Origin of the sequence: Mycobacterium sp. NPDC049093, assembly GCF_040704635.1 — a bacterium.
Classification (GTDB): domain Bacteria; phylum Actinomycetota; class Actinomycetes; order Mycobacteriales; family Mycobacteriaceae; genus Mycobacterium.
Genome location: NZ_JBEZJS010000001.1, coordinates 266603 through 290254, shown reverse-complemented (window position 1 = coordinate 290254; position 23652 = coordinate 266603). Strand labels below are relative to the sequence as shown.

Sequence of the window (23652 nt, the reverse complement as noted above, 5' to 3'; positions counted from 1 at the left end):
CGCGGTCTAGTCCGGACCATCCACGCCACAGGAGCCGGCGAAGTACATCGACCGCGATCCTCGGCGAGGCATCGGCAACACTGATGCGGTTGGCATTCGAACCCAGCCGGGCGCTGTGGTCACGGCAGACACACGGTAACTCGGGCAGGACAGTTCGAACCTGACAAGTAGATCATTCAGGCCACCTCCATATCGGTCCATTCCCAAGGTGATACGGGATCGTAATCCATATCGCGCACCGTCGAAGCGGGAACGGAATTTAACGCAGCTAATAGTCTGGCATCCCTGGGCAATCGCTGCGGGACGGCTGTGGGTCTGGGTCATTTCGCGGTTTCTACGCACGGCCGCAGGCTTCGACGAGGAAGAAGTCCAGAATTGCAGCGTTCACGGCATCTGGCCGTTCCAGAAAACCGAGGTGACCGGTATTGGCGATTTCAAGATATCGCCCGTTGGGCAACGCATCTGCCACCTCCGCTCCCAGGTGCGGCGGCATCACGAGATCGTCGGCAAATCCGATGACGAGAACGTCGGTGGTGATTGTCCGGTAGGCGGGTCGCCGATCGCTCTGCGGCGCGACGCCGTATTGGGCGCGAATACCTGGTGTCACCTTCGCCGGCCACCTCGTGAACATGTCGATCCAGTCACGTACGGCTTCCTCATCATTCAACGTCCTCGGTGAAAAGCTTTCAAGCAAGCGTAGTTTCGCATCGTATGTGGCGGGCAACCGCACCCCCGCACCGGCCAGATCCTCTTCAGCCGTGCGGAAGAATTCCCGCGTGCGGTCGTGACGGGCCCGCGTTGCCATCAATGCGGCCTGCCGTACCAATTCGGGGCGGGAAAGCATCAATTCTTGTGCGATATATGAGCCCATCGAGACCGCCACCACCCGGACGGGTCCGAGATCGAGTCCTTCGATCAGCTCGGCCGTGTCAGCAACCATCGTCGCCGAACTGAAGCCGTTGGCGTCCGACGTCGCACCCACGCCTCTGTTGTCGAAGGTGATCACCCGATATCCCGCGGCGCGGAACGCGGGTACCTGATGGAGATCCCAGGTCCGCCCTACCCCGCCTTGACCGGCGATGAACAACACGGGCTCCCCGTCGCCGCCGTGATCGGCATAGGCAAGGTTCACGTTCCGTTCCCCGACAGACACTCACGCTTCCAGCCTGGCGAATTCGCCCTGCCGGTACTGGTCGACGCAGGCCGCACGCCGGACCTTGCCGCTCGTGGTGATCGGGATCGAACCTGGAGGTACCAGAACAAGATCGGCCACTCCCAGGCTGTGGGTGTTGAAGATGGCCGAGGTGACATCGCGCTTGACCGCAGAAATTTGCTCGGCGGGGCCGTCGGCCGATTCCGACCGCCTTCTGAATTCGACGATGACAACCAGTTTTTCGGTAGCGCCGTCCGGGACCGCGATGGCTGCACACCGGCCCCGGCTGATCTCCTGGATGGTGGCCTCGATGTCGTCGGGAGAGTGATTACGCCCGTACACGATCAGCAGATCCTTGATCCGGCCGATGACGTATAGCTCGTCATCGAACATGAACCCCGAATCCCCGGTGCGCAGCCAGGGGCCTTCTGGCGTGCCCACTGCCGCAGCAGCAATCCGCGCGCCGAAGGTCGACTCGGTTGCATCCGCCCTGTTCCAGTAGCCACTTGCGACGTTGTCGCCATATACCCAGATCTCCCCGACGGTTCCGGGCGGACACTCGGTGTGGGTCTCGGGTTCGACGATCCTGATCGTCGGCGAGACCGGGATGCCGTAACTGACCAGCGGGGTGCCCGTTCCGTTGTCGCAGCGCTGCGCGGTGCCGGCGGTCAGCGGTTCGGATTCGAAGCGCACGATCGCCGGCGGCTCACCCGCTTCGCGGGTTGCGATGTACACCGTGGCCTCAGCCATCCCGTAGGAAGGCCGGATCACCGCCGGGTCAAGGTTGAGCCTGGCGAACCGCTGGGTGAAACGCTCGAGCGTGGCGGGGTGCACCCGCTCGCTACCGGTGATGATGACGAGAATCTGAGAGAGATCAAGCCCGGTCATGTCCGCGTCCGATGTCTTGCGCACCGCCAGTTCGAACGCGAAGTTCGGTGCGGCCGTGTAGGTACGGCCGTTGGTCGCGAGCATCTGCATCCACCGTGCGGGCCGTTGCAGGAACGCCACCGGGCTCATCAGCACGGCGGGCACTCCTGCCAGCACCGGCCCGCAGACTCCGAGGTACAAACCCATGTCGTGATAGAAGGGCAGCCACGACACGATGGCCGAACCCTCCGGTACGACATTTCCGAAGTCCGCGAAGTAACCGGACATCAGCTGTTCAAAGTTGGCCAAGAGGTTTCGGTGCGACATCATGACCCCCGCCGGCTGACGGGTCGACCCGGATGTGTACTGCAAATACGCGGTATCCGTGGGATTCTCGCTGTGTGATCCCGGCCCGCCGACAGCATCGAGGTCCAGAGTGTCGACTTGGACGATCGCCGGTGCCGACAGGGAATTCGCCTTGAGGTAGTCGGTGACCGCATCAACGACCGCAGACGTCGTCAGGATGACCGAGGGCTCCGCATCCTGGAGTACCGAACTCACCCGCTCGTCGCTGACACCTCCCATGGGAACCGCCAACGGAACCGCGATCCGGCCCGCCTGCAGCGCACCGAAGAAAGCGACGATGTAGTCCAACCCCTGAGGCGCCAGGATGAGCGCGCGGTCACCGGGTGAGCCGAATCTACTCAGCTCCCGCGCCACGTTGCACGCACGTCGATACAGCTGGGAGTACGTCAGGCTCTCTGCCGACCCGTCGGAATTATGTTCATAGTCAACAAACGTCATCGCCGTGTCGTCACCCTGCAGACCCGCCCGCTCCTGCAACAACGTCAAAATGGATGCCTCGCCCACGGGAGTCAGGGTATCGCGGTAAGCGTGCCGAGATATCCGGATCAGCCAGCAAACTAAATTTGAGTAGCCTTATGAATCACATCCACGTCATTCCGCGCCAACGTGCCGAAGTGAGCGAAACAGTGCAACGAAAGCCGCGAAACGCCTCTGATCTTGACTGTTGAGGCTTGAGCAGGCGAAAGACCCCGAAGTAGTTGAAATCGCCTGCATCTCACCTGTGGATTGATCGGATCGCGAGACAACTTTGCGCAGCGAACATACTGTTAACGTTTGTGAGCGCCCGCGACGGGCGTTGAGCCGCTAATGGACGCTCGCTACCGGCGATCAAATTCTGCGGCTCGGCGTTCGAATGCAGGCTTCTGGCCTTGTCGCGGATGAACCGCGGAAAGGCCTGCCGGGAGGAGTGGCAATTGAATGCATCCGAAATCGTGCGCGGGGGGCTTCCGGGAGCAGATTCCGGGACCGGTACGGCCCCCGTGCCCGCCGCACCGGTCACCCCGGTTGCCATCATCGGCATGTCCTGCCGGCTTCCGGGTGGCATCGACTCCCCCGAGCGCCTGTGGGAGGCATTGATCCGAGGCGACGACCTGGTCACCGAGGTTCCGCCAGACCGCTGGGACGCCGACGAATACTACGATCCGGAGCCAGGCGTGCCCGGCCGGTCGGTCTCGAAGTGGGGCGCATTCCTCGACGACGTTGCCGGCTTCGACGCTGAGTTCTTCGGAATCAACGAACGTGAAAGTGCCGCACTCGATCCGCAGCAGCGGCTGTTGCTGGAGACTGCATGGGAGGCGATGGAGCACGCCGGACTCACGCGGGATTCGCTTGCCGATTCACTGACAGGTGTGTTCGTCGGGATGACGCACGCCGACTACCAGATGCTGGCAGCTGACGCTCAGGTCCTCGAAGCCGCATATGGCTTCAGCGGCAACAACTTCAGCCTGGCATCGGGCCGGATCGCCTATGCGCTCGGGGTACACGGCCCGGCGCTCACCGTCGACACGGCATGCTCCTCCGGCCTGACGGCGGTGCACCTGGCGTGTCGCAGCCTGCACGAGGGTGAGAGCGATTTCGCCCTGGCGGGCGGCGCCACATTGGCATTGGACCCGCGCAAGTTCGCGTCCGGTTCAGCCGAGGGCATGCTGTCGGCGACCGGGCACTGCCACGCCTTCGATGTCGCGGCCGACGGATTCGTAAGCGGTGAAGGCTGTGTCGTGGTGTTGCTCAAGCGACTCGCCGACGCCGTGCGGGACGGAGACCGTATCCTGGCGGTCGTACGGGGCACAGCCGCCAATCAAGACGGCCACACCGTGAACATCGCAACGCCGTCGGATGCCGCCCAGACCGCGGTCTATCGGGCAGCCCTCGCCGCCGCCGGGGTGGATCCCGGCACCGTCGGAATGGTCGAGGCGCACGGCACCGGGACACCCGTGGGCGACCCCATCGAATACGCCAGTTTGGCCAAGGTTTACGGCATCGACGGCCCATGTGCGCTCGCCTCGGTGAAGACCAACCTCGGGCATGCCCAGGCGGCCTCGGGTGCTGTCGGACTGATGAAGGCGGTCCTCGCCGTGCAGCACGGTGAGGTTCCGCAGAACCTGCATTTCACCCGCCTGCCCGACAAGCTCGCAGAGATTCCGACCCACCTCTTCGTGCCACAGGAGACAACACCGTGGTGCACCAACGGACACCACCCCCGGCGCGCAGCGGTGTCCTCCTACGGGCTCTCGGGTACCAACGTTCACGCGATCGTGGAGCAAGCGCCGCCCGGTGCCTCAGAACGCGGGGCGACCCGGCCGGCGGTGTCCTTGCTGTTCCCGCTGTCATCCACCTCGGCCGAAGAACTGCGTCGCACGGCGGGCCGGCTGGCCGACTGGGTCGAAGCACACGAAGATGTCGACCTGACCGACCTGGCCTATACCTTGGCCTCCCGCCGCGTACACCGACCGGTACGCACCGCCGTCAGTGCCGGCAACCGACCGGAACTTGTTGCCGCCTTGCGCGAGGTCGCCGAGGGTGACACCCCCTATCAAGCCGCAGTGGGGCGCGACGACCGAGGGCCGGTGTGGGTGTTCTCCGGTCAGGGTTCGCAATGGGCCGGAATGGGCGCCGACCTGCTGACGACCGAACCCGTGTTCGCCGCCACCGTGGCGCAAGCCGAACCGATCATTGCCGCAGAGTCGGGATTCTCTGTGACCGAGGCGATGTCGTCGCCGGAAACCGTGACCGGCCAGGACCGGTTACAGCCGACATTGTTCACCATGCAGGTCGCCATGGCCGCCACCATGAGGGCACATGGCGTGCATCCCGGCGCGGTCATCGGCCACTCCCTGGGTGAAGGCGCAGCCGCTGTCGTCGCCGGGGCGCTCTCGCTGGAGGACGGCCTGCGACTCATCTGCCGCCGGTCTCGACTGATGTCCCGAATCGCCGGCAAAGGCGCCACTGCTGCCGTGGAACTGCCTGCCAAACAAGTACTTTCGGAGTTGACGGGCCGCGGTATCACTGACGTTGTGGTGGCAGTGGTGGCTTCGCCCAAGTCCACTGTTGTCGCCGGCACCACGCAGACCGTGCGAGACCTGGTGGCAGACTGGGAACAACGTGGGATCATGGCCCGCGAAGTCCCCGTCGACGTCGCCTTCCATTCACCGCAGGTGGAACCGATCGTCGGCGATCTCACCGAGGCGCTCGCTGATCTCAAACCCATGACACCGGATATCCCGTTCTACTCCGCGACCCTGTTCGACCCACGCGAGCAGCCGGTGTGCGATGCCCAGTACTGGGTGACCAACATGCGCAAGATGGTGCGCTTCGCCACCGCGGTACAAGCCGCGCTGGAGGACGGCCACCGGGTCTTCGCCGAGCTTTCGCCGCATCCGCTGCTCACCCGGGCCCTGGAACAGACCGCCGCCGGCCGCGAGACACCGATGGCTGCCTTGGCCGCAATGCGTCGTCAACAATCGATGCCGAACGGACTGCGCGGGCTCCTGGTCGACCTTCACAGTGCCGGCGCGGAGGTCGACTTCTCGGTGCTGTGCCCGAGTGGTCAGCTGGTGGATGCGCCGCTGCCGACCTGGACGCACCGCCGGCTGTGGCTCAGCGGCGGTGGCCAGGAAGCCCCGACCCATGGCGGGTGCACCATCGCGGTGCATCCGCTGTTGGGCGCCAACGTCCGGTTGCACGAGGAACCGGAACGCTATGTGTGGCAATCCGATGTCGGTACCGGGGCCCAACCGTGGCTCGGGGATCATCAGGTCCGCTCGGTAGCCGTGCTCCCTGGTGCCGCGTACTGCGAGATGGCGCTGGCTGCCGCACGGACCGTGATCGGTGAGGTCTCCGAAGTCCGCGACATCCGGTTCGAGCAGGCGTTGCTGCTGGACGAGCAGACCATGATCGGTACCTCGGCAACGGTATCTGCTCCCGGTGTCGCCGACCTCACCGTCGAAACCGACGAGGAGGGCCAGCAGACTCGGCATGCAGCGGCTGTCCTGCGGGCCGCGGCGGATGAGATTCCGCCCAGCTATGACATTTCCGCGATCCTGACCGCCCATCCCTGCGAAGAGGATGGCTCCGAGGTGCGTAATCGGGTGGGTCAGCATGGCATTCAGTACGGCCCGGCATTCACCGGTCTCGTCACCGTGCACACCGGCGAGGCAGAGGCGCGCACGGTGCTCGCTGAGGTGGCGCTCCCCCGTTCGATCCGTTCACAGCAGGACGCCTACGGCGTACATCCGGCACTGCTCGATGCTTGCTTCCAATCGGTCGAGGCTCACCCCGATGTCCAGGCACTCGGCGGAGACGTGCTCGGCCTGCCGCTGGGGGTCCGACGGTTGCGCACGTACGGCCCGGCCCGCAACGCGCGCTACTGCTATACGCGGTTGACCGCTGCTGACACCACGGGCATCGAGGCCGACATCGACGTTCTCGATACCGACGGCAATGTGCTGCTGAGCGTGCAGGGTTTGCGCCTGGGCACCGGCGCATCCGCCGGCGCGCACGACGACCAGGTTCTCAGCGAGAGACTGCTCGCCGTCGAATGGCGTCAGCGGGAACTGCCGGACGTCCAGTACGCCGATGCCGGTTCATGGCTGGTGATCAGCGCCGCCGTAGGCCCGGACGTGGTTGCCGACAAGCTGTGCGAGATCCTGAAAGACCGTGGCGCACTGTGCACCAGCATGAGTTGGCCCAACCAGGCCGATGACTCACTCACCTGCGAGCAGCTCGGCAGTCATCTACGGGCGGGCCGCTTCACCGGGGTGGTCATCGTGACCGCGCCGAATGACGGTGAGCACGCCGAGCAGTCACCGTTGTTGGGGCGTGAATACGTTCGTCATCTGGTCCACATGACCCGCGAATTGCCGGAAATAAGCGGCGAACTGCCCCGCCTGTACGTCGTGACCCGTAACGCACAGACGGTGGTGGCCGGCGATGTGGCCAATCTGGATCAAGCCGAACTGCGCGGCCTGATCCGGGTCATCGGCACCGAACACCCGCATCTGGCCGCCACGCAGATCGATGTGGACCAAACCGTCGACGTGGAGCAGTTGGGCGCACAACTGCTCAGCGGATCCGAGGAAGACGAGACCGCATGGCGCAACGGGCGGTGGTACACCGCCCGGCTGTGCCTCGCCCCGCTGCGTCCCGAGGAGCGCCAGACCACCATCGCCCATCACGAACGCGACCGGATGCGGCTGCAGATCCGCACGCCCGGGGACCTGGAGTCGATGGAACTCGTAGCCTGCGAACATGTTCCGCCGGGTGCGGGACAGATCGAGGTCGCAGTCACCGCCTCCAGCATCAACTTCGCCGATGTACTGGTCGCTTTCGGCCGCTACCCCGCCTTCGACGGCCGGCTTCCCCAGCTCGGCATCGACTTCGCCGGGGTGGTGACCGCGGTCGGACCCGACGTCACCGACCACAAGGTCGGTGACCATGTGGGCGGTCTGTGTGCCGAGGGCTGTTGGGGTACGTTCGTCACCTGCGACGCACGGCTGGCCACCACCTTGCCGGCCGGGTTGTCCGATGCCGAGGCAGCGGCGCTGACCATCGCGACCGCGACCGCCTACTACGGCCTCAACGACATGGCCCGTATCAAGGCGGGCGACAAGGTGCTGATCCACTCAGCGACCGGCGGGGTCGGCCAGGCCGCAATGGCCATCGCCCGTGCCGCCGGCGCGGAGATCTTCGCCACGGCCGGCAGTGAGGAGCGCCGGCAGTTGCTGCGGGACATGGGCGTCGATCATGTCTACGACTCGCGCACCCTGGAGTTCGCCGATCGGATTCGCCAGGACACCCAGGGATACGGGGTGGACATTGTGCTCAATTCGGTGACCGGTGCCGCGCAGCGAGCCGGTCTCGAATTGCTGGCGTTCGGTGGGCGATTCGTGGAGATCGGCAAGCGGGACATCTACGGTGACACCCGGTTGGGGCTGTTCCCGTTCCGGCGCAACCTGTCGTTCTACGCCGTCGACCTGGCGCTGATGTCCGTCAGCCATCCGGATCAGCTGCGCGAGCTGCTGTCCACCGTGTATCTGCTGACCGCCGAGGGCGACCTGCCGAGGCCCGAGTTCACCCGGTATCCGCTGGCCGATGCGGCCACCGCCATCCGGATGATCAGCGGTGCGCAGCACACCGGCAAGCTGGTGCTCGACATCCCGCATACCGGTTCCACCCGGCTTGTGGTTCCGCCGTCACAGGTGCGGGTGTACCGGCCGGACGGCGCATACATCGTCACCGGTGGTCTCGGAGGCCTCGGATTGTTCATGGCCGAGAGAATGGCGGCCAACGGATGCGGACGTATCGTGCTGTCCTCTCGATCGCAACCGAGCGAACCGGCATCGAAGATCATCGATCGCATTCGCGCGACCGGCGTCGACGTACTGGTCGAGTGCGGCGACATCGCCGAACCGAGCACCGCCGAACGATTGGTGGCAGTCGCAACCGCCGGCGGGCTCCCGGTGCGGGGCGTGTTGCACGCCGCGGGCGTGATCGAGGATGCCGCGCTGACCAACATCACCGACGAGCTCATCGAACGGGACTGGGCACCAAAGGTCTACGGCGCGTGGAATCTTCACACCGCGACCGCCGACCAGCCTTTGGACTGGTTCTGTTCGTTCTCGTCGGCGGCAGCACTGGTGGGGTCCCCAGGGCAGGGAGCCTACGCCGCGGCCAACAGCTGGCTGGACGCCTTCAGCTTGTGGCGCCGGTCCAAGGGCCTTCCGGGCACCGCCATCGCTTGGGGCGCGTGGGGGCAGATCGGCCGCGGTACCGACCTGGCCGAGAGCGCCGGAATCGCCATCGCGCCTGACGAAGGTGCGTATGCGTTCGAAGCATTGCTGCGTCACGATCGGGCGTACACCGGCTACGCGCCGATCATGGGCACGCCATGGTTGAGCGTGTTCGCCGAACGCAGCCCGTTCGCCGAGGCATTCCGGTCAACCGGTCAAAGTTCGACGGGCACCAGCAAGCTGCACGCCGAACTCCACGAGCTGCCCCCGGAAGAATGGGCCGGCAAGTTGCGGCATGTCATCTCAGATCAGGTCAGCGTGATCCTGCGCCGCAGTGTCGACCCGGACCGCCCGCTCTCCGAGTACGGCATGGATTCACTGGGAGCACTCGAACTACGCACCCGCATCGAGAACGAAACCGGAATACGGATCTCGGCAACGGGAATCACGACGGTGCACGGCTTGGCGGACCTGCTGTGCGAAAAGCTCGCACCGGCGGAAGCGGTGTAAGCCATGTGGGGGCCATTACTGCTGCTGGCGGTGTTGTTCACAGTCAATCCCGTGCGCCTCGGGATCATCCTTCTGGTGCTCTCTCGACCACGGCCCATGCAGAATCTGCTCGTTTACTGGATCGGCATCCTCGTGGTCGGCCTTGCCTATCTGCTCATCCCGTTGGTCTTACTCCACTCCACACCGACGTCAGCTGCACTGACGAGGAGTTTCGGGCAGCCGACTGAGAGCCCCACCGTCCAGCTCATTGTGATCACCACAGGTGCGCTGCTGTTGCTGATCGCCATCGTGCTGGTGACCCGCTCGTTCGAGCGGACACCGAGCAGTCGTGCCGCGTACACGCGGGATCGGGGGCAGGACGCGGACGAGCCGGGCGGGAAGTTCGATCTGGCTACGCTGCCGGCCATCTCTCGGCTGGTACGTCCCGCGCAGGATACGGTGCCAGAAAAGAACTCTCGGATTCAACGGATGCTAGCCAGCGCGCGCGACGCGTGGCAGAGCGGCTCGCCGTGGATCTCGCTCATCATTGGCCTCATGGTGTTGCCCGCCGACGGAGTTGTATTTGCCCTGGCCCTCATCGTTGCCTCAGGTGCCGGAATCGCGATGCAAATCGGTGCCGCCATCGTGTTCCTGATCGTCGCGCTCAGCGTTGAAGAAGTCATCCTGGTCAGCAATCTGGTTGCGCCGGAGAAGACCGAAGTGGTGCTGCGGCGTTTGCATGAGCTGGCACTTGCTCACCACCGAAAGTTCATGGCAGCCATCCTGGCATTGGTTGGCGTCTCGCTGATAGTCCGGGCGACCGGCGTCATCTGATGCGCAACGTCCTCGACCTGCTCGATCAGACGATGTTCGACTTCGGGCAAGCTTCAGAATCGACCACGCTTCTGCAGTGTGTCTGGGTGTATGACCATCCTATTGACATCGACGGTCTGCGGCTGTTCCACGGCCATCTTGAGCGGGGACGGTTATCTCGCTGTATAGCAAAGTCTCCGTTGCCGTTCGGCCGCAGCCGCTGGGTGGCAACCGCGTGTTCGTCCGACCTCGAGCTCGTCGAGTCGGCCCGTCCGCGTGAGGCATTCGATGACTGGCTCGACGAGCAGGTCAACTTTCCACTGGACTCCCAGCACGGACCCGCATGGCATCTCGCCACCGCGCCGTTCACCGACGGCGGCGCCGGAGTGAGCCTGGTCATCTCACACTGCCTCGCCGACGGCGTCGGGCTGTGGCAGGCGATGGCAGATGCCGCACTCGGCCGCGACGACCCGATCACCTGGCCGGACCCCACATCACGCGGGCGGTGGCAAGCCATCTGCCAAGACACCGGCCAAACCCTGAGAGACATCCCCGCCATCAGCCGTGCCATTGGTTCGGCAATTCGTTTCAGCCGGAAGAGTCGCAACGGCGCCAAGGCCGGCACAGCTCCGAAGGCCAAGTCACCTGCTCCACCAGTCGGAACCGAAGATTCGTACAACCTCCCGGTGGCAACGGTATTCGTCGACGCCGACGAGTGGGACGCCCGCGCCCGAGCACTCGGCGGAACGCGCAACACCCTGCTCGTAGGCCTGGCTTCTCTCCTCGCCCAGCGCGCCGGACGAGTGGCCACCGACGGTTCCGTGGTCGTGACACTTCCGGTGAACGAGCGCACCCCAGACGACACCCGCGCCAACGCCATCAGCGGCGTCCGGGTCACCATTGACCCCGCATCCGCGACAACCGACCTGAGCGACATCCGGGCCACGGTGAAACAAGCGCTGATTCGTCACCGGGAGGTGCCCGACTCCGACGAGGCACTGAACGCGCTGGTCCCGCTGTTGTCCAAGCGCCTCCTCATGGCTGCCCGCAGTGCGACACGAGGTGCCGCGTTCAACCTCGTCGGCGCATCGAACGTCGGAGAGGTCGACGCCGACGCCGGCCGGCCAGACGGCACACCAGCCGAGTCCTTTGCCCTCAGACTGCACCACTTGGGTGTAGACAGGCCGGCGATGCAGCAGTACGGGGGATTACAGACCATGCTGTCGGGAACGGTGCAGGGGCGGGTTTTCGTCTCGCTGATTTCTTACCTCCCAGGCCGCCTCAACTCCAAAGATGAACTACGTCGGCAGCTTTCCACTGCCTTGAGCGAGTACTCGCTCGCCGGCACGTATCTGTGATCGGGACGAATTGAGCGATACGTCTTCCTCACAGACCTCAGCAGCCCGTCGGTGACTCTCAGCGACTTCGCCGGCGGAGGTATTCGGCACCCCCGACAGTCGTCGCCGAGCCCGGTCGGTCACCTTTCCTGCAGAATGGCGAAACCAGTTGTGCGGCAACGGGTTCTGCCACATTTTGGTGCGCCGGCAAGATACATCGGCCCGTTCCGACTCCGCCGCCGGAGCACAAACCCGAAAGGCCGAGGGCCCGAGTGGGCGGCAATGCGCCACGATTGCCTCCGTTCGATATTTGCACCCGCACACAATGCGGCTCGGGCCGTGAAGAAAGCCGTAAAACCAATAGAGCCCGTAAGAATTCACCTGTATTCTGAAGCTCAGACAAATCATTACGGGATCCCGGGGAGGGTCCATGAAATCAATCCTCAAAATGCTGACGTCAGGCTTTCTTCTGATGCTGGGCCTTTGGTTGCTCCTGTTTGCCCCGGCGGGCACACTGGACCATTGGAAAGCATGGCTCTTTTTCGCAGTGATAATTATCTCCTCGTGGGTCTCGAGTCTCTATCTCCTACGCAGGTCACCCGCGGTGCTCGAACGCCGCATGCTTGCCACCGAAACGCGGCCGGTGCAGAAGCTCCTGGCCGGTACGAATTATTTTTTCTGGCTTGCGCTGGTCGTCGTCAGCGCGCTCGACCACCGATTTGGATGGTCGTCGGTCCCGACCCATATCTCCATAATGGGATTTATTCTGATTTTGATTGCGATTGTCGGCATAACACTGGTTTTCGCGCAGAATACTCATGCAGCCACGACCATCCGAGTGGAAGAAGACCAACCACTCGTCTCTACCGGAATATACGGTCGAGTACGGCACCCCATGTACACGTTTACCACCTGCCTGTATTTAGGCACTCCACTTGCGCTCGGATCCTATTGGGGTCTGATTTTCACAGTTCCCGCCCTTATAATCTTCGCGCTGCGAATCCGCGACGAAGAAAAGTTGCTCAAAGAAGAGTTGTTCGGTTACCACGACTACATGCAGAAAGTTCCGCACCGCCTGGTGCCGGGCATTTGGTGACCAGAACCGCCGATACCCTGGAGGCCTCGCGGAATGCTTCGAAAAGGCCGTTCACCCCGCGGTTTTGACGAACTGTCCACCCATCACGAGGTCAACAAGCTCTTGAGCTTGTTACCGTATTGACTCAGCGACTTAGCGGTCAACATCTCGTAGTGCGCACTGTCAACCGTATGAGCAGAAATCTCACCGGAAATGTAAGGTCGCCAGTTCTCAAGACGGGACTTAGCGGTCCGTCGCGCTCGCCATCGCCTAGACCAAGGTCCGATACCCACGCCGCCGTCTTTCAGATTAGGCGCAGCAGAAAACATCATTATATCGCCATCGAACACATCGGGCGTGTGTTCTGCGAGACACTGCTGATTTATACCGACGCTTTGGATCATGAACTCGAGCAGCGCCTGAGCCGGAGAAGTAAGCTTCGCCCCTCGACGCCGAATGAGCATCTCAGCCTGTCGATACGCGAGAAGTTTCCAAGGAGCAGGGACCGCCATATTGTTGGTCTGCAAGATGAATCCCAAAACCCGCCCCTCGGCCACTCGGCGATTTCTTCCGACGACTCGCCCAACGCGCTTCGTAAACCAGTTCCTGCTCAATACAGCATCTATCAACACAAGGTTCCGGACGTCACATCCCCGATGCTGAAGCTCTACCGCGAGCGCCTGAGCGGCTACGCCACCGAAAGACCATCCGAGAATCCGATAGGGACCATTCGGATAAAGATGTTGTACGCGGTTTGCATAACTGGCCGCCATGCTTCGGATCGAGGAGAATTCAACGCCCAGGTCTTCCGGTATTTGATTGATTCCGACGATAGGACCATCCGCGTAATCACCTAGAGCACGATACTGCCGGCTCATCCCGAACCCGTCGTGGATACAAATCAACGGAATTCCGGAGCCCTCTTTGAGAACCTCAACAGGGGCCACTTGCTCTGCATTATCGTCGACCGCGGACACCTCATGGTCAAGGCACTCAGCCAACCGACCGACTGTGGGCGCGCCGAACAGATACCGTACCGGTACGTCGCGGCCGAGTTCCGGCTGCAGTCGCGCACACACTTGAGTGGCTGTCAACGAATCTCCACCGAGGGCGAAGAAGTCGTCATCGAGGCCGACCTGCCCGAGTCCCAGCACATCAGCGAATGCCTCGCCGATCGCCTTCTCGACCACGGTCTGCGGCGCCCGGAAGACTGCATTGGCGAACAACGGTTCTGGCAACGACTTACGGTCGATCTTGCCTGATGTGGTCAGAGGAAACTCCTCGACAACGATGATCTGGGTCGGCACCATGTATTCGGGCAAGCGGTCAGCCAGCCACTGCCGGACTTCGTTGACCTTGCCGTTGGCGTCGGGATCGTTGGAGTACGAGGTGCGCTGCTGGTTTCGGACGGCCGGCAGATACAGATCGGTCTGTACCGGAACGGATACGTCATCGGTGGTTGCCGTGTAGATCGCGTCGACCGTGCCCGGCTGAGCACCCCATGTGACCACGGTCCGATATCCGAGTGCCTCACCGAGCCGATACAACTGCTCAGGCAGAACTGCCCCATCGATGTCGGCGATGTCGGCGAAGGACTCACCGGCCGCCAATGCACGTTCGGCAGCCACGTCGGCGATCACCCCGGCGCGTGGAATTGCGCTGACTCGCATCATCGCCGGACGCTGAGCCCGCAGTTTGGCATCCAACCCGCTCAGGCTGGCGCAGTCCGTCCATGGCCAGGTGGGTACTGCGGCCAACGAACGCACCGGCGTCGGAGCCTTGTGGATGACGACGTCGTAGCGGTAGCGGGACAACTCATTGTCGTATTCACCGCGCTTGACCTGGATATCCAACCCGGCCACCGACGAATGCCTGGTCGCCCACGTAGTGAAAAACTCTGGCGCCAAGAGCAATTCGGGGTCGCCCAGGACGGACCGCTGCACCCGGCGGCGAATATCCTCGATATCGTCACTGCCGTTACGTGCCATCGCTACGGCGGTCTGGAATGCCCCCTGCAGGCTGTGATTGCGCACATCTCCGAGGAAGAGTTTTCCGCCGGCGGCCAGCAACCCGAATGCCCGGTCTATCACCTCGTCCAGGTAGCCGGAATTAGGGAAGTACTGGATCACGGAGTTCAGGATGATCGTGTCGAAATAGTCCACCGGGAGTGAATCGGTGACATGCGCGGGCCGGGCCAGCAGCCGAACCCGGTACCGCCACGGAACTTTCTGCTCCTCCAAAGAGTGCGCCAGCTTGTCGATGGCCACGGCCGACATGTCGGTGCCCACATAGAGCTCGCAGTGGGGGGCGACTTGGGAGAGCACAAGGCCCGAACCGGCACCGATTTCGAGCACCCGCTGCGGTTTCAGGGCCAGAATTCGGTCCACCGTAGCCGACTGCCACTCCTGCATCTCCGCCAGCGGAATCGCCTCGCCGGTGTAGCTGCTGTTCCATCCTCGGAAATCACCGCCGATCTTCGGATCCTCGAGCTCGGCGTCATACAACTCGTCGTACATCTGCTGCCACTGATCGATGACTTCGGCATCGTGATCGGAGGTGCTGTTTTGCTCCAATGCCACGTAGGCAACCAGATGGTCGGCGGTATCACGGTGATACACCGCCGCGGCGGCACGCCTGACCTGCGGGCACACCAGCATCGCGTTCTCGATCTCGGCGAGTTCCAACCGCTGTCCACGCAGTTTGACCTGCGCATCGGCCCGGCCCAGGTACTCCAACGTCCCCCGCTGAGCCCAGCGCACGACGTCACCGGTGCGATACATGCGCGTGCCCGGAACCGTGGAACCTCCGAAGGGGTTGGCCACGAAGCGGTCTGCGGTCAGATCGGCCCGGCCCACGTACCCACGCGCCAATGCCGGCCCGGCCAGATACAACTCCCCGACCACGCCGATCGGCACCGGCTTCAGCCGCGCGTCGAGCACCAACGCGCAGACACCGGCAATCGGCGCACCGATGTCCACAGGCCCTCCCGAAGACAACGGCGGGGTGCAGGTCGACCAGATGGTGCCCTCGGTGGGGCCGTACGCGTTGAACATCGCCCGGCCGGGCGCCCAGGCGGCCACCAACTCCGCAGGGCAGGCCTCACCCGCGGTGATCAACGTCGTGAGTCGTCCATCCAGGTTGGTCTGGTCGAGGGTGGCCAGGACTGTCGGGGTGATCACGGCCGCATCGACGTGAGCATCCTTCACCAGCGCTGTCAGCGCAGCTCCCGCATAGGAATTCGACGGCGCCACCACCAACGCTGCCCTGGAGCCCACCGCCAACAGCACCTCGAAGACCGAGGCATCGAAGGTCGGCGCGGCCACCATCAACACCCGAGCATTCGGCCGCAAGCCGAACGCGGTCCGCTGCGCGGCCGCCACACCCAGCAGACCGGCGTGGGTGACCGCCACGCCCTTCGGCGTTCCCGTGGATCCTGACGTGAAGATCACGTATGCGGCATCGTCGGTCCGCGACGGCGCCAGGCGCTCCATGTCCGTAATCGGGTCTTCGGACCGGGACGAGAGATCGAGGGTATCGAGACGGAGCACGGGGCACTCACCGGTCCCGGCGACGGCGTCCGCGCCACGCGTCAGCACGCATACGGCCGTGACAGTGTCGAGAACCATGGCGATCCGTTCAGCCGGATGACCGGGATCGACGGGAACGTACACACCTCCGGCCTTGAGTACCGCCCACCATGCCGTCACCAGTTCAGCCGACCTACCCATCGCCACGACGACCGCACACTCCGGCCCGACACCCGCTGCGATCAATGCCCGCGCCAACCGGTTGGACACCTGATCCAACTCGCGATACGACAGCTGCTGCCGCTCATCCACGAGCGCCGTCGCATCCGGATCTGCGGCCACCGCCGCGGCCAACAACTCAGGCCCCAATCCCACCGGAGCACCCGTCTCGGCACCAGACCAGCTGTGCAGCAGCAGATTCCGCTCATCGCATTCAAGCAGTGCCACATCGCCCACCACCACCGACGAATCAGCCGCCACCGCCTCGACCACCCGGCCGAACCACCCCACCAACCGTTCGATACTGGAGCGGTCATACAGATCGGTGGCATAGGTCACGATCCCGGTGGCCATCGGCGCACCCGAATCCTGGTCAGGAACCTCCCTGATGTCGAAATCCAGATCAAACTTGGCGGTGTGGGTCAGCACCGTCACCGGTTCGATGACCACTCCGTCGAGAGACACCTCGGGGAGCGCATTGTTCTGGAAGGCAAGGGCTACCTGGAACAACGGTTGATGCGACGTCGACCGCGTCGGGTTGAGTTGCTCCACCAGCAACTCGAAGGGCACGTCCTGATTCGCATAAGCCCCCAGTGCCTTCTGCCGAACTCGATCGACGACATCGCTGAACCGCTCTTGGGAATTGACCTCGGAGCGCAGCACCCAGGTGTTCACGAAGAAGCCCACCAGGTCTTCCAACGCGGTATCCACCCGGCCGGCGATCGGCGTACCCAGCGCCACGTCTTCGCCGGCTCCGGCCAGATGCATCACCACCGCCGCAGCGGCTTGCAACACCATCGACACAGTGGCGTGGTGGTCCACCGCGACTGCCTTGAGCCCAGCCCACAACTCAGGCTCGATGCGCAGGTCGACCACGTCACCGTGATAACTCGGCACCGGCGGCCGAGGCCGGTCGGCCGGTAGCGAAACCACCTCGGGCAGGTCCGCCAACTCGTTCCGCCAGTACGCCAACTGCCCGGCGATCCGGCTGTCAGGGTCCGCCAGATCTCCCAGATGATCGCGCTGCCAAAGGGCGTAATCGGCATATTGCACCGGCAACGGCGTCCAGTCAGGAACCTGCCCGCCACACCTGGCGGCGTAGGCGACTCCGACGTCACGCACGATCGGAGCCATCGACCAGCCATCAAACGCGATGTGGTGCAACACGATCCCGAGGACGTGCTGTTCAGGGCCGACCTCGAAGATCTGGGCTCGGACCGGCACCTCTGCCGACAAGACAAATCGATGCCCGGCCAACGCCACCAAACCGCCTGCGACGTCGCCTGCCGACGCCGACATGTTCTCCGCGTCCGAAGGCCTCCACATTCCCGCCCGCGCCGGCAATATCGTCTGCGAGGGCACTCCGTCGACGTCGACGAACACCGTACGCAGCGACTCGTGGCGCGCAATCACATCGTCAAGCGCCGATTCAAGCGCCTGACGGTCCAGCACACCGTTGATCTTGAAGGCGATCGGCATGTTGTACGTTGCCGCCCCGCCCTCGAACTGATCCAGGAACCACAGCCGCTGTTGGGCATATGACAACGGAATGACCGCCGGACGCTGCCGCGGGGTCAGCGGCTCACGACCACCCGAGCCCACCTTGATGAGGAGCGCGAGTTGGGCGATGGCGGGTGCATCGAACAGGGTTCGGACGGCCACTTCAGCATCCAGGCGGGCATCGACTGCGGCGAGCAGTCGCATCGCCGACAACGAATCTCCGCCCAGGTCGAAGAAGGAGTCATCCACCCCGACCCGCTCCAACCCCAACACCTCGGCGTAGATGCCGGCGAGGATCTCTTCGGTGGGAGTCGCCGGAGCCCGGTAATGGTCAACATCGATGTACTCCGGCGCCGGCAGCGCCCGCTTGTCAAGCTTGCCGTTGACCGTCAACGGCAAACTGTCCAGCACCACGACCGCGGCAGGCACCATATACCCCGGCAACCGCTCAGCCAACGCCGCACGCACCCGAACCGGATCAACGGCCCCCGTGACATAACCGACAAGGCGCCTGTCGCCGGGACGATCCTCCCGCGCGATCACCGCGGCCTGCTGCACCCCGCCCACATCAGCCAAAGCCGATTGAATCTCCCCCAACTCAATGCGATAACCACGGATCTTGACCTGCTCATCAGCCCGACCCAAATACTGCAACTGCCCATCGGCACCCCAACGCACCAAATCACCGGTGCGATACATCCGCGCCCCGACACCACCAAACGGACACGCCACAAACCGCGACGCCGTCAACCCACCACGACGCCAATACCCCACACCCACATTGCGGCCGGCGACATACAACTCACCCACCACACCCGCGGGTACTTCCCGGAGCCATCGGTCGAGAACGAACAAGGCGGCCCCCGGTACCGGTGAGCCAACCGGTGGACACCCCCGCCCACTCGTCAACGGGGCGCTCAGCGTCACCCACATCGTCGTCTCGGTCGGGCCGTACTGGTTGATCATCACGCGGCCTGGAGCCCACCGGTCCATTACTTCGGCCGAGCAGGGCTCACCGCCGACCAGTAACGCAATTGATCCCAAACCGTCTGGCGACAGCGCCGCAGCAGCCGTCGGCGTCAGGCCCAGGACGTTGACTTGCTGAGAGACCAACAACTCATGGAAGTCTTCCGGCGAGCACGCCGTGTCTTCCGGGATGACGACCAGGCGCCCGCCGCGCAGAAGGGCATTGAAGATTTCCCAGCCCGAGATGTCGAAGCTGTATGAATGCCACTGCGACCACACCTGTTCTGAAGCCGGCGGCAAGTCGCCGGTGTCGAGGGAGTCCATGAGATGGGTAACGTTGTGGTGTGCGATGGCCACACCCTTCGGGACGCCGGTAGTCCCCGAGGTGTAGATCAGGTAGGCGATGTCGTCAGCAATGGGCGCGGGTAACGGAGTACCGCGCTCCGCGTCGATGCGCGGGTCGTCGACATCGATGACCGTGACATCGCAGTTGTCGAGCCGTCCGGCAAGGTTCGCCGTGGTGACGACCGCGAGCGGTGCGGCATCGTCGAGCATGAACGTGATCCGCGCATCGGGGTGCATAGGGTCGATCGGCAGATACGCTGCCCCCGACTTGAGCACAGCGACGATCGAAACGATTGCCTCGGCACACCGGTTGAACAGCAGACCCACGTATCGGCCGGGCCCAGCCCCAAGGCCGATCAAACAGTGCGCCAAGCGATTCGATGCCTCATCCACCTCGCGGTAGGACATCGACCGATCCCCGCACACCAACGCCACTGCGTCCGGGTCACGGGACACCTGCTGCTCGAACATCACCGGAATCGACACCGGTGACGTCGCTGTCGTCAGCACTCCCCGATTGCCCATCTCATCGAGGCGGGTCTGATCGGGCGCATCCAGCAGTTCTATCGACGACAGCGACTGCTCCGGGTCGGTGGCGATCGCCGCCAGCACCCGCTGCAACCTGTCGATCATGGATTGGATGCCGGCCGTGTCGAACACGTCGGTGCGGAACTCCACCGATCCGCCGATTCCGGCAGATTCGCCAGTTTCGTCGAAACGTTCCCCCAGGTATATCGACAGGTCCATCCGAGCACTATGGGTATCTGTCGGTAACGAGGTCACGTGCAGATCACCCAGGCCTGGACCGGCCGCGGTGCCGTTGTCCTGTCCGGCGAAGTTCTGCCAGGCCAACATCACCTGGACCAGAGGGTGATGAGCCAGCGATCGAGTCGGCTTGAGCCGATCGACCACGATCTCAAACGGCACATCCTGGTGTTCCAGTGCCGCCAGACTGCGCGCACGGACCTGCCCCAGCACCTGAGAAAGCGTGGGATCGCCGGTCAGATCAACGCGCAACACCAAGGTGTTCACGAAGAACCCCACCACCTGGTCGAGCACGGCATCTCCACGCCCCGCGACCGGGACTCCCACCGCCACATCGGAACTGGAGCTGAGCTTCGACAGCAGAATTGTCAACGCTGCCTGCAGCACCATGTATGTCGTCGCGTTGTGTTCGCGAGCGACTTCGCGGACGCGCTGTTGCAGTTCGGCCGGCCACTCCACCGACACACTCGCGCCCCGGTGATCTGCCACCAACGGATAGGGCCGGTCGGTGGGCAATTCGAGACGCTCGGGCAATCCGGCCAACTCCCGTTCCCAATGCGCGAGCTGTCCAGAAATCCGACTATCGGGATCGGTCAGATCTCCGAGATACGCCCGTTGCCACAGGGCGTAGTCCACGTACTGCACCGGCAACGGCAGCTGCGCTGGCATCCTTCTCGCACAACGGCTTTCGTAGGCCACACAGACATCGGCCACCAGCGGAGTCACCGACCAACCATCAGCGGCAATATGGTGCACCACCGACACCAGAACATGCTCGTTCTCGTGCACGCGAAAAAGCCGTGCCTGCAAGGGGATCTCGACAGCGAGATCGAATGGTCGGCCGGCCACTTCTTCGCACGCCTCGGCCAGTTCGGCTGCCGACCAGCCGCCGGCATCTACCACCTGCCAACCGAAGTCAGCTTCCTCGGTAGGAAGAACCACCTGCCGAGGAACGCCGTCGACCGAGGTGAACACCGTGCGCAGAGACTCATGACGCTCGACCACGTCGGCGAACGCCGCGCCCAATGCCGACGCATCCAACGTTCCGACTATCCGAAACGCCGTGGGCATGTTGTAAATCGCGGACGGCCCCTCCAGCTGATCCAGGAACCACAGCCGCTGTTGGGCATATGACAACGGAATGACCGCCGGACGCTCCTGGGCGACCAGCGGCTCACGACCACCCGAACCTTCTCCGACCCGTCCAGCCAGCTCCCTCACCCTCGGCGCCTCGAACACCGACCGAACCGCAAGTGCGGAGCCCAAACCCGCATTGACCGCGTTGACCAACCGAATGGCCGACAACGAATCCCCGCCCAGGTCGAAGAAGGAGTCATCCACCCCGACCCGCTCCAACCCCAACACCTCGGCGTAGATGCCGGCGAGGATCTCTTCGGTGGGAGTCGCCGGAGCCCGGTAATGGTCAACATCGATGTACTCCGGCGCCGGCAGCGCCCGCTTGTCAAGCTTGCCGTTGACCGTCAACGGCAAACTGTCCAGCACCACGACCGCGGCAGGCACCATATACCCCGGCAACCGCTCAGCCAACGCCGCACGCACCCGAACCGGATCAACGGCCCCCGTGACATAACCGACAAGGCGCCTGTCGCCGGGACGATCCTCCCGCGCGATCACCGCGGCCTGCTGCACCCCGCCCACATCAGCCAAAGCCGATTGAATCTCCCCCAACTCAATGCGATAACCACGGATCTTGACCTGCTCATCAGCCCGACCCAAATACTGCAACTGCCCATCGGCACCCCAACGCACCAAATCACCGGTGCGATACATCCGCGCCCCGACACCACCAAACGGACACGCCACAAACCGCGACGCCGTCAACCCACCACGACGCCAATACCCCACACCCAACCCGGCGCCGACGACATACAACTCACCCATCACACCGACCGGCACCGGATGCAACGACGCATCCAACACGAAAAAGCCGAGGTGGGCCAACGGCAGCCCAATAGGACTGACGTCACCCCGAACGTCACCATCGACGATTTCCCGAAATGACGCATGAACGGTTGTCTCGGTGATGCCGTACATATTGATCAGGCGGGGCGCTGCCCGATGGGCATCCAGCCACCCCCGAAGACGGTGCGGCTCAAGCGCTTCCCCACCAAACACCACTGCGTCCAACTTGAGCCGACCGCCCAGCTCGGGGAGCATCTCATCAGCCGACTGCAACGCACAGAATGCCGACGGAGTCTGACTCAGCAGCGTGACCTGCTCGGCAACCAACAGCTCAAGCAGGTCCACCGGCGTCCGTGTCACGGCTTCCGGCACCACCACCAATCGGCCGCCGAACAGCAACGCCCCCCAGATCTCCCACACCGAGTAGTCGAACGCCAGAGAATGACACTGCGTCCAGACCTGACCCCCCAACCTCAACTCGGCATCAAGGACGTGCAACAACCGCACCACATTGCGGTGAGCGATCGCCACACCCTTGGGGACACCCGTAGTCCCCGAGGTGTAGATGAAGTAGGCAATGTCATCCGATGCAGACATGGGTAACGGCAGCGGATCCATCGACTGCGCAGCGATACGCGTATCGTCCAATTCGACCACCGCCACATCGAAGTCGGCCAAACGGCCGGCCAGAGCACCGGTTGTCAGAGCCACGACAGGTGTCGCATCCCCAAGCACAAACTGAATCCGGGCGTCGGGATGCATCGGATCGATCGGCAGATACGCCGCACCTGATTTCAGGATCCCGAGGATGGCCACGATGGCGTCCGTTGACCGCGGCAACAACACCGCAACGCACCGGCCCGGCCCGGCTCCGAGGCCGATCAGATAGCGTGCCAGCCGGTTCGAGACCTTATCGAGTTCCGCATAGGACATCGACAGGCCATCACAGGTCACCGCTACCGTCTCCGGCGCACGGGCCGCCTGCGCTGCGAACAAATCCGGAATGGAGGCCGACCCACTCGTCGGCGCAGTCAGTACCGCCCGATTGCTCCACTCGAACAACGCATCGTGCTCATCCTCATCCAAGAAATCGATCGACGACAACCGTCGAGTCAGATCCGCAGTCACGACGACGCCTCCCCCTGAACAGTGATAACGACTACGGGGGCGAAGTGATGGCACGGCGCACGCATTACGGGCAGCCACTGTTCATCGGTCTGCATCGGACTCTCCCACCGCGAGATGTGCTGCAGGCCCCGCGCCTTCTTACCGGCCGGTGCACTGTTCCTGAGTCGGCCTGACAGGCAGGCTTTTCGGTCGGCTGCCCGACCAGTTCGGTTCGTTGTAGTCCAGACCGGCTAGATCGACACAGCCGCCGGCCAGCACCGCCCAACGGGCTGGTCTGTCGTCGAACGGGTCGATGCTCACCTGGTACTCCCCACCGTCGAGTCGACCAGTGAAATCGATCAAGAATCAGGTGCAACGCATCCGGCCCCACACCCCGCCGTCACGACATCTGTTTCCTGTGGCCCACTCCAGCTACTAAAACTACAGTTGCAGACAGCTAGCATATCCGCCT

At 63.6% G+C, this 23652-nt stretch carries 6 protein-coding genes and 1 pseudogene; 4 read left to right on the top strand and 3 right to left on the bottom strand.

Annotated elements, in window-relative coordinates:
- Window positions 1-334: 334 nt before the first annotated feature.
- Window positions 335-1132 (bottom strand): alpha/beta fold hydrolase, encoded by a 798-nt coding sequence (locus AB0876_RS01195; protein WP_526040960.1) that lies wholly within the window; start codon window positions 1130-1132, stop codon window positions 335-337.
- Between the two features lie 21 nt (window positions 1133-1153).
- On the bottom strand, window positions 1154-2890 hold the full coding sequence (locus AB0876_RS01190) for an AMP-binding protein (RefSeq protein WP_491837226.1): 1737 nt from the start codon (window positions 2888-2890) through the stop codon (window positions 1154-1156).
- Window positions 2891-3318: 428 nt separating this feature from the next.
- Between AB0876_RS01190 and pks2 the strand changes: the two genes are divergently transcribed.
- The 4 genes from pks2 to AB0876_RS01170 all read left to right on the top strand — a co-directional run bounded on the left by pks2 (window position 3319) and on the right by AB0876_RS01170 (window position 12849).
- Window positions 3319-9624 (top strand): sulfolipid-1 biosynthesis phthioceranic/hydroxyphthioceranic acid synthase, encoded by a 6306-nt coding sequence (gene pks2, locus AB0876_RS01185; protein WP_526041451.1) that lies wholly within the window; start codon window positions 3319-3321, stop codon window positions 9622-9624.
- A gap of 3 nt (window positions 9625-9627) precedes the next feature.
- Window positions 9628-10437 (top strand): GAP family protein, encoded by an 810-nt coding sequence (locus AB0876_RS01180; protein WP_491837225.1) that lies wholly within the window; start codon window positions 9628-9630, stop codon window positions 10435-10437.
- Window positions 10437-11774, top strand: coding sequence for a WS/DGAT/MGAT family O-acyltransferase (locus tag AB0876_RS01175; protein ID WP_491837224.1), 1338 nt, complete (start codon window positions 10437-10439; stop codon window positions 11772-11774). The genes AB0876_RS01180 and AB0876_RS01175 overlap by 1 nt, the downstream gene beginning before the upstream one ends.
- Window positions 11775-12183: 409 nt before the next feature.
- On the top strand, window positions 12184-12849 hold the full coding sequence (locus AB0876_RS01170) for a methyltransferase family protein (RefSeq protein WP_491837223.1): 666 nt from the start codon (window positions 12184-12186) through the stop codon (window positions 12847-12849).
- Window positions 12850-12932: 83 nt separating this feature from the next.
- Here AB0876_RS01170 and AB0876_RS01165 read toward each other — a convergent pair.
- A pseudogene (locus AB0876_RS01165) lies at window positions 12933-23201 on the bottom strand (amino acid adenylation domain-containing protein); the annotation flags it as partial.
- Between the last annotated feature and the right edge of the window lie 451 nt (window positions 23202-23652).